The sequence below is a fragment of the Acetatifactor aquisgranensis genome (assembly GCF_943193215.1).
Lineage (GTDB): Bacteria > Bacillota > Clostridia > Lachnospirales > Lachnospiraceae > Acetatifactor > Acetatifactor aquisgranensis.
The window spans coordinates 58,346-71,823 of sequence record NZ_CALPDH010000017.1 but is presented as its reverse complement, the minus strand read 5'-3'; the positions used below and the strand labels follow the sequence as shown (position 1 = coordinate 71,823).

Annotated in this window: 13 protein-coding genes and 1 pseudogene; 1 reads left to right on the top strand and 13 read right to left on the bottom strand. The window is 40.5% G+C overall.

Annotation, left to right across the window (positions count from 1 at the left end; translation table 11 throughout):
* Positions 1–6: 6 nt before the first annotated feature.
* The 8 genes from NFS35_RS15455 to NFS35_RS15420 all read right to left on the bottom strand — a co-directional run bounded on the left by NFS35_RS15455 (position 7) and on the right by NFS35_RS15420 (position 10,458).
* Positions 7–1,605: a hypothetical protein gene (locus NFS35_RS15455; RefSeq protein ID WP_251208025.1), complete on the bottom strand. Its 1,599-nt coding sequence runs from the start codon at positions 1,603–1,605 to the stop codon at positions 7–9.
* Positions 1,598–4,735 (bottom strand): DEAD/DEAH box helicase, encoded by a 3,138-nt coding sequence (locus NFS35_RS15450; RefSeq protein WP_251208024.1) that lies wholly within the window; start codon positions 4,733–4,735, stop codon positions 1,598–1,600. The genes NFS35_RS15455 and NFS35_RS15450 overlap by 8 nt, the downstream gene beginning before the upstream one ends.
* A 9-nt stretch (positions 4,736–4,744) precedes the next feature.
* Positions 4,745–6,175, bottom strand: coding sequence for a protein kinase domain-containing protein (locus tag NFS35_RS15445; RefSeq protein WP_251208023.1), 1,431 nt, complete (start codon positions 6,173–6,175; stop codon positions 4,745–4,747).
* A gap of 3 nt (positions 6,176–6,178) precedes the next feature.
* Positions 6,179–6,892, bottom strand: coding sequence for a protein phosphatase 2C domain-containing protein (locus NFS35_RS15440; RefSeq protein WP_275564696.1), 714 nt, complete (start codon positions 6,890–6,892; stop codon positions 6,179–6,181).
* On the bottom strand, positions 6,892–7,590 hold the full coding sequence (locus tag NFS35_RS15435) for a vWA domain-containing protein (RefSeq protein WP_251208021.1): 699 nt from the start codon (positions 7,588–7,590) through the stop codon (positions 6,892–6,894). Before NFS35_RS15435 ends, NFS35_RS15440 begins: the two co-directional genes overlap by 1 nt.
* A gap of 115 nt (positions 7,591–7,705) precedes the next feature.
* Positions 7,706–8,674: a WYL domain-containing protein gene (locus tag NFS35_RS15430; RefSeq protein ID WP_251208020.1), complete on the bottom strand. Its 969-nt coding sequence runs from the start codon at positions 8,672–8,674 to the stop codon at positions 7,706–7,708.
* Positions 8,661–9,938 (bottom strand): helix-turn-helix transcriptional regulator, encoded by a 1,278-nt coding sequence (locus NFS35_RS15425; RefSeq protein WP_251208019.1) that lies wholly within the window; start codon positions 9,936–9,938, stop codon positions 8,661–8,663. The genes NFS35_RS15430 and NFS35_RS15425 overlap by 14 nt, the downstream gene beginning before the upstream one ends.
* A 67-nt stretch (positions 9,939–10,005) precedes the next feature.
* Positions 10,006–10,458 carry a PDDEXK nuclease domain-containing protein gene (locus tag NFS35_RS15420; protein WP_408629641.1) on the bottom strand — a complete coding sequence of 151 codons (453 nt, stop codon included), beginning with the start codon at positions 10,456–10,458 and terminating at the stop codon, positions 10,006–10,008.
* Between the two features lie 189 nt (positions 10,459–10,647).
* On the opposite strand from NFS35_RS15420, the gene NFS35_RS15415 reads away from it, so the two are divergent.
* Positions 10,648–11,034: a TetR/AcrR family transcriptional regulator gene (locus NFS35_RS15415; protein ID WP_330640265.1), complete on the top strand. Its 387-nt coding sequence runs from the start codon at positions 10,648–10,650 to the stop codon at positions 11,032–11,034.
* Positions 11,035–11,074: 40 nt separating this feature from the next.
* Here the strand turns inward: NFS35_RS15415 and NFS35_RS15410 are convergent, their stop codons facing one another.
* The 5 genes and pseudogenes from NFS35_RS15410 to NFS35_RS15390 all read right to left on the bottom strand — a co-directional run bounded on the left by NFS35_RS15410 (position 11,075) and on the right by NFS35_RS15390 (position 13,465).
* Positions 11,075–11,605, bottom strand: a complete 531-nt coding sequence (locus NFS35_RS15410; protein WP_251208017.1) for a hypothetical protein — start codon at positions 11,603–11,605, stop codon at positions 11,075–11,077.
* An 18-nt stretch (positions 11,606–11,623) separates the two neighbouring features.
* Positions 11,624–11,860, bottom strand: coding sequence for a nucleotidyltransferase domain-containing protein (locus NFS35_RS15405; protein WP_251208016.1), 237 nt, complete (start codon positions 11,858–11,860; stop codon positions 11,624–11,626).
* A gap of 125 nt (positions 11,861–11,985) precedes the next feature.
* Positions 11,986–12,405, bottom strand: a pseudogene (gene tnpA / locus NFS35_RS15400) (IS200/IS605 family transposase); the annotation flags it as partial.
* A gap of 297 nt (positions 12,406–12,702) precedes the next feature.
* Entirely contained in the window at positions 12,703–13,119 is a 417-nt protein-coding gene (locus NFS35_RS15395; protein ID WP_251208015.1) for a HEPN domain-containing protein, read from the bottom strand.
* Positions 13,112–13,465 carry a nucleotidyltransferase domain-containing protein gene (locus NFS35_RS15390; protein ID WP_251208014.1) on the bottom strand — a complete coding sequence of 118 codons (354 nt, stop codon included), beginning with the start codon at positions 13,463–13,465 and terminating at the stop codon, positions 13,112–13,114. Before NFS35_RS15390 ends, NFS35_RS15395 begins: the two co-directional genes overlap by 8 nt.
* Positions 13,466–13,478: the final 13 nt, after the last annotated feature.

Here is a 13,478-nt window from a genome sequence, read left to right as displayed (position 1 = left end):
CCCCCCTTAATCGATGTAATCAAGCAAAATCTTTGTGGATCTTACAAAATACTCATAGAATTGTTGATAATCAGCTACTGAAACCTCTACCGCTCTCGTCCCATCGTTATGTCCGCCATATTTATTTCTCATCTGATTAATAAAATCAATATAGCTGATAATATCTGAGCCCTCCTTAATCAGAAGCTTTCTGAACTTTGAGTTTTCATTAAAAAAAGCTTCGGCGGTAAGGTAAAAATATTTTTCTATAACGGTTGATCCCATCCTGTATCCCCTGAAATTCGACATGATTGAACGATTCATATTCACTCTTCCATAGTCCAGATTACGCTTCTCTTTCCTGAGCGCCATACAATCTGTGATACCAAAGCGATCCAGCATATCCTCAATTTCAGTTTCAGTCTGAATATTGTCCCTGTACTTCCGTATAATCTCGTCCTTACGTGTATTGGCAACATAATTATTCAGAATCAGTTCCAGAGCCTTGGTTCCCTCTGTAACAATCACATTGCGTTTCACTTGGTGCTCATTGCAAAGATTTCGCAAATTAAACACCTCATGGTACTTGTCCATGCATTCAGACGCTATAGAACAGGACAGCATTCTCGGGAACTGTGCCTTAATGTAATGCTCGAAATCCTTTGACTGCATCTCAGGGAAATCAACATAGAACTGATTTGTTATCCCTTCACAGAAATATTCAAGTCCTATCTCGTCATCATCTTCAGCATATATCAACTCATTGTTTGCAATCATCCTATGAAAGCATTCTGAATACCAGGATGTATTATTCAGTGGAAATGGCGAATCAATGATGAATTTCTCTGGATTAGCTTTTGAAACACATAATCTACACCTGATGTATAGCTCCGTTGGCTGAGTATTTAAAAGCTTTATTCTGGCATTGCGGAGATTTCTCTCCTCTTCAACATCCGCAAGAGTCTCTTCCTCATGGAATGATCTGTCGTGAAGTTCCTCCTTGATAAAATCAATTATAGTTACGTCCGTTCCTGTTCTCTCAAGTTCTTTAGATGCCTTTGTAATCCTTCCATACCTATGAAATGATTGATTCACTCTATCTAGTAACTGCACCCTATCGCTTGACAGCATGCTTTGACTTTCTTCATCAAATGAAAGATATAGAATCTCACTCTGTCTTAATGGCCATGGCAGTTTCCCCTCCATAAAATAGGGAAAAACCTCTCCATCAATCCGGCTCACGAACATATAACCGAATACCTTCTCCTCCAAAAATTCACCTGCGTCTTTTTTCTCTATATATTCGATACCGTACTGTGTAACGCACTTTTCCTTTTCGTCATATAAGGGATATTCAGATTTTGATAAATCTTTAATTATTTTATTTACAACCTCATAGCTGACATCAAGAAGATTTGCAATTCTTCCCGGTGTCATTTCCTTGACATTCAGCAGTTCCAGCACCGTTTCAGCCAGAACATCCAGCATCCCCTCGGCCACCTTATTAGCATAGCACTCTATCGCTTCAACCGGCCAAGCAATGTCATATGTCGTGTAAATATCCCCGTCCAACCTGTCGAATTTGCGAAAAGACATTACTCTTTGATTATTTTTGAATTTACTCATAATAAGAGCCTCCTTCTCTGCATCTTCTTATAAAATCGGCAAGCGCTGGAACGCACTCAACTGTTTCGCGGTCTCCTACTGCCACCATCAGCTGTCTTGCTCTGGTAAAGGAGACACACAAACGGCTAAGATCATCAATATGTCCAATCCTATGTCTCCTGTCTTCCAGCTCAATAACATTAGCTCTTACGCAGGAAAGGAATACAACATCAAATTCTTTTCCCTGAAATGCATCGACTGTTCCAATCTCAATCCTGTCGTTTTGGGCATCAGTCAATTCCGTTTTTGCAATATCCTTCAGATAATCACTTTGGCTCTTGTAAAATGAAATAATACCTATGCTCTTTTTGGGATCTACTGCCAATACCTTTTTTACTTCCTTAATGATTCTTGCCGCTTCCTTTTCGCGCTTTTTACTGCATCGGCCGATTTCCATCCCATAGTTATTCTTATCAAGATTCAGCCAGGCAATCGGACAATCATTATAAAGCCCGTTCATATGAGCCGTTTTATCCTCAACTCTTACCTCAGATGAATCCAGCTTATACTCGCCATAGAAATTATCGCTGGCAAATTCTCCGATAATAGGATGCATTCTATATTGCTTAGATAATCTGGCTGTTCTCTTCACCCGTCCCTCAGATTGTGAGAACATATTAAACAAACGCTCAAACAGGCTTTCCTGAAGCACTCCAAGCTCCTGCATCTTTTCATCTGTTTCAAACTGCTTTACAACATCCGGATCTAGCATATGGGGTAGCTGCTTATGGTCTCCGACCAGAATCACCTGCTTTCCCATCGAAACCGGTATCAGAAGATCCAAAGGATTAGCTCTTGCCGCCTCATCAACAATCACTAAATCATAGGTCATATTCATTGCAAAACGCCCTACTTCCATGGACTGCTGACATGTCGCCGCCGTTACATTTGCATATTTCTCGATAATCCTCTCAATCTCCTTTTCATCCTGGATACTGTCCAAAAAGTTTTGAAGAATATAGGCTGTTGCTTCATTTCTGTTTTCAAGTCTTTCCAGCCGGGCTCTCTCCAATTCAGAATCAACTTCCTTAAGGCATTGCTCCACTGAATCAACACTGGAAATAGCGGTATCAACCTTCTCGACAGTTACATATTTTTTCTTCAGCCCCTCAACAAACTGCTCATATGCCCTAAGGGCCTTTGTATCCTGCCCTTTCGTCCTCAAAACTTCATCTATGACACTGGTATCCCCACCATTATCAACAATTTCCTGTAAGATCAACTGCTTAAGGGCGTATGCCTGCTTTTTCCCATCATCTGCATAAGATTCCTGCGTTGTACGCTGCGCCAAAAGGACTTTCTTGATTTCTTCCTGCTCTTCATCCTCCACTGCCTGGAGTTCCTTATTCTGTCCTGTAGGTCGCACCATGGCCCTCCCCAATATCTCATTAATGGACTCATTCAGCTTATTTGAGAGTTTAAGTCTATTTGCTTCCGCCACCGTTTTTAGTAGCTCCAAGCCTTCGGCAGCATCCATCCCTTTAGACTTCCATGCATAAATCTGATCCCTAAGGGTTTGATGCGCCGTATCTTGCTCTGGAACCAGCTCTGCAATTTCTCTGCCCACATAATCCCCAATTTTATCACGCCATGTACGGATGCTTATGCTCTTTTTATCCGTACCATCTCGCCTTCCACCTTTTCTTTCAGGTGGTAATCCATTCCCTTCCATATCTACAATGACATTTTCCACAGCCTCATGCTGGAAGCTTGTCACAAGTATCTTAGGAACATTCTTGTCATTATGCTTTTTATAGTATTCTTCAAATCGCGCAATAATGGCCTTAATCACGGTTGTTTTTCCTGTTCCGGGAGGCCCCAATATCAGCGCAATATCAGGAGTGTTGATTGCTACCTCTATAGCTTTTCGCTGCTCTTCATTGAACTCTCTTCCTTCAAATTTTCTCGAAAGCATACCCGTAATCGGTGCTTCATGTCTTGACTGAAAATCCGTTCCTACACCCTTATCAATAATCATTGCAAGATTATTGATTGGCGATTGCTTGGTAATAATATCCGCCTTAGCCTTCTCACGTCTCGATAACCTGACAGCGTCACCTACCACTGATACAAAAAGATATCCCTGTGATGGAAGATTCTTTTTGCTGTCGTATTCACGATCAATGATATAGCACATTCCGTTCTCTATCCTGTCAAACACCCCTATAGAGGTAGACCGCAGGTTGCCCATCTGGTCTGCCTTCGTAAAGGTATCAATCTTTAAAATATCATCATTGTCGGTGCAGTCAATCTGTGTCCCCTCTGGAAATGCTTCAATATCGGATCCTTCCAATGTAAAGCAATATTCAAAAGCATCTGTCAAAACGCAGGTACATGCTGAATATTTCAGTATTCCATTTTCTGTAGCTTGTCTGAACGCAAATATCCTATCCAAATCGTTATACGCATCCCAAATATCAAAGTATTCTCCACTTGATGTTATAACTTCCATTTTTTGTGCTACTTCACCCGAAACAAATGCACTTCTGGACGAGTCCACAAAAGACAAATCTCCTTTCAGGATGAACACTGCCTCCATATCAGCCCGTGATTTGTCATACCTGACAAGGTTTGTTGCTATATACTCATTTCCCATCTGACGGACATTCAATGCTCTGTCAGCGGAAAGAATTGTAAAGCTCGCGCCTTTTCTGCCATATCCCCTTACAAAAACCCTATCCCCATATTTGAAAGCATTATCCAAATACGCAATAGGACTCTCTTTATCCCTTACACGCATTTTATCGATAACTTCATCGCCGATTTTTATCTTGATTGCATTGAGCTTCCCAAAAGTAATTTCTTCACGGAATACCTTAATCTCAATGATGTAATTGAGGTCTTCTTCCCTGTCTATGACCCATACCATTGTAGTCGGTGCACTCCCGGTGAGATAAATATTATTCAGCATCTCAATCACGTTCTCCGATGCAGAAATATCTACCCTCTTTATATCCTTTTTTAAATAGTAGGCCTCTTTTATGTAGTCATACTCAATATTGACTAAAGTACCGGGTTCAAGCCCTATATCGTTTTTCAATCGAATGACACCTTTATTATTGCCGCCCCAGATTATATCTTCTGCTTTCATTAGTCTCTCCTACATTACTAAAGCATACCTAAAAAGAATTCCCCTGCTATGTTCATCAATATCAATCTTTATATAATTCTGTGGATCCTCAAAGAATATGATGTCACGCCGTTCAAGTTCAACCGGATTAGCCCCTTTAATCACCGGTATATATTTTTCGGTTTTATTCTTCCGAATGTACAATTCGTTATTTCCCGGATTGATCAGGTAAAATTTCCCATTCTTAGCCTTTCTAATCGTAAAGTACACATCAATCGGCTTTGAGAATTTATCTCTCTTTATGTACATATTCGAGATATAGTTATTTGTAATGTCATTTTTCTCATCCCTAAGGACAAACGAATATACCGTCTTATCGCTGAATACCTCTTTTTCTTTCTTCTGAATCTTGGATACATAGTATCTGTCCTTAAACTGCAAGAAGTGCGGTCTGTCGTTTACATTGTCGCACCATGGGCATACATACTGTTTCTTTGCATTAGCCTTTGCTATGAACCAGCATTTACATTCAGGATTAGAGCACTTCATTACCCGATTTGAAGCTTCCAGGCAGGCAAGGGCAAATTCTCTTGCGGATGTACGCATCATGCGATCGTCCTTGCCTTGAATGAATGTCCTTGCAAAGAGATTCCTTAATGCATTTGTAGTGACAACATCCATCGGCAGCATCTGTGACGATCTGTTAATATCGGTATCAGGATTGTCTTCATATGGGTATAATCCCAAATATGCCTGGGTTTGCTGCTCAGGCGTTCCATCCTCCACCATATCTCCAACATAAGGGTGTCCAACACGCAATAATTCAAACAAGATTACCGCTAGAGAATAAGCATCTGTAAAAATATCCGGTGAAACCTGTTTGTTCATTATCTCTGGAGCCATATATCTGGATGTTCCCAGAACATTACCTGAATCCCCGCCTGGAATATAGATATTATCTATATCTATCATGCAAATCGAGGCAATGGACGAATCCATGTTCACAAGGATATTATTTCCCGAGATATCACAGTATGCTCTGTTAGTATCATGCAACAGGGAAAACTGCATGGCTATCTTATATGCCAAAAACAGTCTTCTTCTAAGACCGCCGGTCTGCTTGTTATACCATTCGCTGAAGGTCACATCTCTGGCCGGAACAAGCAGCTTGTTCAGCGAACTGTGCCCCTTAACCTTCTCCATAACATAGCCGACATACGGCGATTCGATTAATGCCAAAGGTCTTATGAACTGATCCGGATAATCCTGCTGTATCAGCCACTTGAGTTTATCAAACCGGTTTTTATTTTGAATCGGATTGCTCCTGTTATACAGCTTTATCAGGAACTTATCGCTGGCCTCATTATAGACCACTCCCTGCGCACCTTCCCCGGCTATCTCTGTCAGCACATATTTAACTCCTTCAGTAGTCTGTATGACCTTGCCCTCTAAATCCTGCACAAGCTATTCCTCCCAACTGACAAAACCTATAGATTTGTCATCGTCATTCTTCTCGTTCAAACCAATAATCCATGAATCCAGCTCATCTTCAATAATCGTATCTTCATTCAACATCATTTTATCGAGATATTCAATCATTTCATATCTTGATTCCTCTTTGATTTCCTTTCCAATTCCATCTGATGCCATATATATTCTTATCGCTTTGGCTTCCACTGCCTTAATGGTGAAACTGCTTTTCTTTACATATTTCGCCAATGCGTATGTTTCTGCCGAATAAAATTCTTCCTGATCTGTCATAATCAACGGATTCCCATCTATGTCTGCCACTATAAGCCCATCCCCAATTTGTCCTATAAGAAGCATATGGTCAAAATAGATTGAAAAATTAAGTGTTGTCGCGTATTCGTCCCAATCCGACCCTATTATCCCTTTCCAGCTTCTAACTATATCAACCTTTATTTCATCTATGTTCTTCGCTGGCTTTCGATCATCGGAAAGCTTCTCACAGAGATTCCGGATAGCACAAACCGCTGCCTGTGTCCCTTCTTTCGCACAGGCAGCCGATGAAATACCATCCGCAACTACCAGGTACCAGGCATCTCCAACCTGTTCAAAAACCACGCTATCCTGATTCTCCTGTTCAGACATGGCATGTGCTTCCCCAATGCAGGAATATGTAAAAGCGCAACATTTTTCTTTTCTGTAAAAAGTCATCATTCTATCACATCTTCATCTTCATCGTCATCAAACTTAAGGAAGCTCTTAACATCATCTGGGTTCACGCTTGACATCCTGTTGATTGTTGACATCGTTACCCATTTAAAAAGCTTAGCTATATCATCAGCATCTGTTGCCATCATTGGTTCCGTTCCATTATTCAGGAAAGCCCTCAACATTGTCAGATCAGTCTCAGCTCCAACACTCATTGCAACTCTCATGCACTTCTTACTGCGTTCGCCCTCATGCATAAGTTTGATTGGCTCCCACTCAAGATACTGCTCCAGAGATGCATCTCTGCTGCCCGGATAATCTGTCGGATATCCATCACTGAGCAATACCACCGTTGGAAGGTAATCGCTTGATTTGACAATCTCCCTATTCTCTATCAGCTTGGTAACTTCAGTAATAGCCTCACCCATCGGTGTTTTTCCAGCCGCAGTAAGCTCACTGAATTGTACCGTATGAACATCCGTCGGAAGCTGCTGAACCGTAACTTTCTCGCCGCCAAAGGTAACAATGCTTATCTTGAAAACTCCCCTTATATCATCCACATTTCTTAATGTAGTAATCATATCACTAATTGCCTTATTTACAGCCTGGATTTTTTCCCCGCTCATGCTACCGCTGGTATCAGCAAGAATAAAAATCAGCAGTGCTCTTTCCTTTGTAATAGTAAAGTTATTCAATCCCATATTTGATTTCCTCCATAATGATGTTGGCTCAGTATGCTATTTGTCTTTCTGTAAGCTTATACTATCAGCTTGCCCACTCTTTCACGATAAAAAAACTGTGCAAACTTGAAATTCCCTATTCATACTGCTTGCTTGCCGCTAAAATTCGTCGATAAACCTCTTTTTGTATTGCTCTCGGCTCCGTTACAACAACATGGCTTCCCATGGAAAGAATGTTCTTGATAACCTCATTCTCATCCGCTTTCAGGTATGATATTTCCAACCTGTAAACATGGGCTTCTTTATCATAACGCGCCTTTCGATCATAATACGAAAAGACGCGAAAGCATCTCTCGATGATGTGATCCACCGCCTCCACATCCAACACAACTCTTCTAGTATTGATTTTGATAAATTCTGCATATTCCGTTTCCAAATCTATATCTGTCGTCTCATCTGTCGCGTCAATATTCAACATCGTATCAAGGTTCATCTTGATAAACCGCATTTCCACTGGTTCATATGCATTTATACGAAATCTGTCATTTACTACCGAATACTCTATCCTGACGGGAAAAGCTAAAGCTGCTTTCTTTATAACACGCCCAGGTCGCACATTATCGTACTTGATTGCAGACTTCTCGCATATCGCTTTTGCGATAACAGCAATCTCATGATTGAACAATCTATCCTCGAATCGAATGCCATTCTCAAATACATTTTTTAAAGTTATAACATCTGGATTCCAGTCCTCCGAAACCATATCCGTTGCTTTTTCCAATTTTTCAATCGTATCCTTCTGTAGGAAATGACCCACATATGGACTTCTTGAAAGCAATCTTGCCGCTTGGTTCTCTATAATGCTGTTTCTTATAGGAAAATCTCCTTCCAAAACAGGCTCTATTTTCCCATCATTATCTGTAAAAAGGAGCTCATCTCCTTCGCTGGTCGCAAATAGAGCCTCTATCACCTCAAAGTCCGCTTCGCCTGACAGATATTTTCCTAACATATCGCGGATACCTTTATGAGTGTACCCATCTCCGCTTTGAAGCATATGCGCCAGAAGACCGTAATATTTGTTTTCTGTTTCATCAAAGAGAATCATATTTCACCAACGCCTTTTTCCACTCTTCAGCTACCTTTTCTTCTGTCTTCTTTTGACCGCTTGAAATCACCTTTGCTCTTTCCCCGAAACTTCTTATCCATGGAACCATCTCATCGGGATCCCTGAGCTTTATCCTGTATTCATACAATCCTTCAGCCAGTCTGTTTATGGTTCCGCCGTGCCCCTCTGCCTGGATTCTTCTTAAGATGTAGTCTTCATTTTGTTCATCAAAGCAGAACTCTATTACAATTTCCGACAGGATTTCATCTGCTCCGGATGTACACCAGCAATAATCCGAATATCCTTCCATAGATGCTTTCCTATTTTCTTCATCTTTTGTCAATTTTTGTAAAACTGATATGTGACTCATTCGATCAAGCCTGATAACTGTTGAATGGTCTGTCTCTGTATCAAGGCAATACAAATACTGTCTACCATATACACTGTCATGAATAAGCTCTATCGGAATAATCTTCACGCCTTTATCGTTACCGTAAAAAAACACTTCAAGCATCTGATTCGCTTTCATAGCTCTAAGGATTTCCAGTAATATATCGTTATCAAGTGAATTAAATAAATGGTTATGCTTAAAGTGGAAGATATCCTTCCCGGAAACAGTTTTCCCTCTTTCCACACTGAGATAAAGCATCAATTTCTCATGTAGAAAATAATATGGCATTTCTATGGGAGACACGTTTTTCATAAACTCCAGGAACAAACATATGTCCATAAGTTCATCATCAGAAAACCCTTCCCATATATCTTCCGCAAGACGATAAAGTATACTTCTTCCCTCTTTTCTAATCTGGATAAAACCTTTATCTACAAGCTCATCCAGCTTAACTCTGAGATTATCCTTCGTGAAAATCGCTCTATCATTAGTCGCCGGAAGGGCATCCAATATCTCCGCAGCTGTCATTTCTTCACTTTCGTTCAAGAGCTGTTGAACAAAGAAAAATGACATTACATCAAGTGCCGTGAACGACTTGTTCCTATATGTGTCCGCCAAATGATTACTTCCTCCATCCATGACACTGTAAGCGCAGTAAAGCAGTACTTTTTTATCCACACGTCTCTTTTGAATGAACTTCTTCGGAAGATATGCGTTTATCCTCTGTTGTTCCTTATCGTACTTGCGTCCGCTGATACCCTTTTTCTCAATAAAATCGTCACGAGAAAAACACCCGAATATGTATATATCCCGGAGTATTTGACGAATATTCTCATAGTCCCTAATCAGCAGGGAGGATTTATTAAGCGCCATCTCCAAATCTCCATCCCACTATATTTTTGGTTTTAAATTGAATACCTCTCTTTTCATAAATATTCAATTATTCCGATATATTTATTGACTTTTGCAACTTTTCTCGCAATATTTTTTTATCCGGCAATTGTAATTTATACTCAGACACAAGCATCGGTGACATGCTCCTGCTCATTGCATATTCTACAACCTCATCATTCTTTGCTGCACACAAGATTAATCCTACACTTGGGTTCTCATGCTCCTTTTTCACCTGTCTGTCCAACGCCTCCAGGTAAAAATCCATCTTTGAAACGTATTCCGGTTTAAATTTTCCAATCTTTAATTCTAACGCCACTAAACATTGTAACCCTCGATGAAAAAACAATAAATCTATTGCATAATCTTCTCCGCCAACCTGCACTTTATATTCTGCATCTATAAAAGTAAAATCTCTTCCCAGTTCCAAGATAAAATCCCGCATATTAAGAATCAATGCTTTCCTAAGATCATTTTCTTTATATGGACTTGGCAGATTCAAAAATTCAACGACATAGGAATCAAAAATGGATTATTATTTATTTTCTTTATGAGCACTGTCTAATTGTCTTTCCAACTCATTAATCTCTTCCATGATGTGTCCTCGCAGATTGATTTCATCCAGCACACTACATCCATATTATAACAAAAGCTGACTTCCTCTACAATCATATTTCATAAAATCACATAAATAGCTGACTTCCAGAACTCTGCTCCTGTAAGCCAGCTTTTACAACACCATACTTCTATTTTATCACCCACAACGGACGCCCTTCTAAAGCTGCTGAAAGATGTCCCGTTCAGCGAGATTACCATCAGTGAAATATGCAGCCACGCAAGGGTGGGCAGGGCTTCTTTCTACCGCAATTTTGAAAGCAAGAAAGACGTGCTGAAGAAATGGCTGGATCAGGTCACGGACTATTTTGTCTCCGGCTCCGCTATCAGCCTGGAGAAGGACAGCCCCACAGAATATTTCACCAAGCTCTTCACCCACATGGCAATTCGCCCCAATCGTGTCCGAATCGCTGATGTATTCTCTAAAAAACTGCCACATAAGATGTACTCCTCTAAACAATAGAATATGTTGTCATTTGATGTATTCAACAATGCGGCATTAGTTATCTGAGCCAGGTTTTTGGCCGTGTTCTGAAACTAGTCTGGTATTCTCTGTTCATAGTCTCAATATCCTGTTCTGTGATTTTATCGGGCAAAAAGCGGTTTTTATGGCAAAGCCGTAATAGGCTTAAATAAGTAATTTGGGGACATTCTTTCTCAACCCGCTCCAAAATGTAATACTTGCTTGAACAGCTTTTCTCTGTGTAATAGTAATATTCTGACATGGCTGTAGTCAGAACGAATTGAGTCATCATTCGTATCGTAGGATGGGCTACTATTTTTATATATTCGTTTTTATACCAGTCAGTATCCTTTAATTTCTCAAGCTGTTCAGCGTTGAGCTGTTGGGTCATTTCTACATCGGCGCGTGTCGGACGTTCGATCTTTTGTATCAAGTCTTCCCCATATACAGTAATTCCGCTGTCCAGGATACGAAGCACCTCAACTGGGCGCTCTATCAGATCCTTATTTTCCTGTGACGGCATAAAATCATAACTGTAAGGATGCAGCAAGTGACTTAGCTGGAAAACCACTTTTGCGATTGGAATGTCCTAGTCGGTTGCATCCTCCACTTTGCCGATAAACTCCGCGATTTGCTTTTTTGCAAAGTAATAATCCACTTCGTCAGATACTATATGGACTAAGTCGATATCACTGCCAGCATTTCCGGTATATGTGTCATCTGAAAGAGAACCGACTAATATCACCGACCTGACAAAATCAAGAGTTCTGACAGCATTAAGATAGAGATCAAGTATTTCCCTTGCGCGCTCCTTGGCTTTATTCATATGGCTTCCTCCAGAGTTTTTAGTCACCAACCCCCACTTCAAGTGGGGGGCTAAGGCACCCTAAGGGACCTCTATTACTTACGCGCCTAAAAGGCGGGTGTCGCAAGCATTGTTACTTGCTTCCGCTAAAAAGCGGATCCTTCGTCATCTTCTTTTCTTGACTCTTCCGACTGTTCTGCGATATACTTCTTAATCGCTTCTTCTGTCAGATTGCCTATTGTTGCTACGTAGTACCCTCTTGCCCAGAATGCTTTGTTCCACTTATTTTGCAATTCCAGATGCCTGTTATATATCATCAAGGTACTTTTTCCTTTTAAGTATCCCATGAAGCTCGAGATACCCATCTTTGGCGGTACACTTACACACAGGTGTACGTGATCTATGCATACCGCTCCTTAAACTATTTCTATCCCTTTATACTTGCACAGCGTCTGAATAATCTCCTGTACATTGGTTCTTACCTGACCATACAGCTTATTTTTTCTGTATTTGAGGATAAAAACAATATGGTACTGGCATTTCCATGTAGTATGTGATAAACTTTCTTGTCCATGTGGACGCCTCCTGTTCTTTGAGTTTGGCTTGCGACACCTTACTCATTGTATCACAGAAGGCTTTTTTTATGGTATCCTCACCGCTGCCGCTTACTCTATTCTCCCCAGCATAGCTGGGGGATTAGAGTTTTCAATAATTCTGGGCAGTCCTCGTCAAATGTGATCGGATATTTTTTCGCCTCCTCTACTTCCCTGAGTTACTCTTCTGTAGGTTTCTGTCCGTTTTCAAGCATATATGTCCTAATCATAATAAAGCTTTCTTTCTGCATTGGCTGCCAAACCTGCTGCTTAAGCCTCTTCCTCTTTTCTGCTTATCATATACCTCTCTATCTTATCCACAATGTACTTCGTATTTTCTACTAACTGCCTTGTCTCCTCCTTGCTGGCAATATAAAAATCATCATAATCAGAAGCATTCCGAATTTGTTCTGCACTCGCAATTTTCTGATAGTCTTCAGGCGTAAAAGTACCGTCTCCTTTATAGATAAAGCAGTAATTAAACTGTTTTAGTCCCCCATTGTGTGTTGTCACCTCAACCCTCACTTCCGCCAAGAGGGCTTTTATGCCTTTTTCCATTGCGTAAAAGGCTCTGTTGTTTGCCGACTTATAGAAATCCCTCTCCAATAATCCGATTGCCTCTTCCAACAGCTCCTTTGATCTCTTCAATCTTATTTGGGCAAGGGCATCAAAATATTCTTTATCCATACAATACCTCTCCCTCTGAATCTATATTTCGAAAATAGGGATACCAGAATTTCTTTTTTGTAAACTCGGCATATGGCAAACAGACAAAATTCACTACCGAAAAATATTTCATTGCCAGCCTCATGGAAATTTCGGCGATTTTTTCATTATACTTTTTGGCTTCCAGTCTGTCGCAAGCCATAATCAGAGCAATATCTATATCTGAATCCTGTGAATAATCACCGCGCGCACACGAACCATATAAAATTATCTTTATCAGGTCTTTTCCCATTACTGTTTTTATCATGTCTGTGACTTCTTCTTTCACTTTTTTAATAACAACGTCATCCATTACAATCTCGCTCATTTGTCCTCACCTC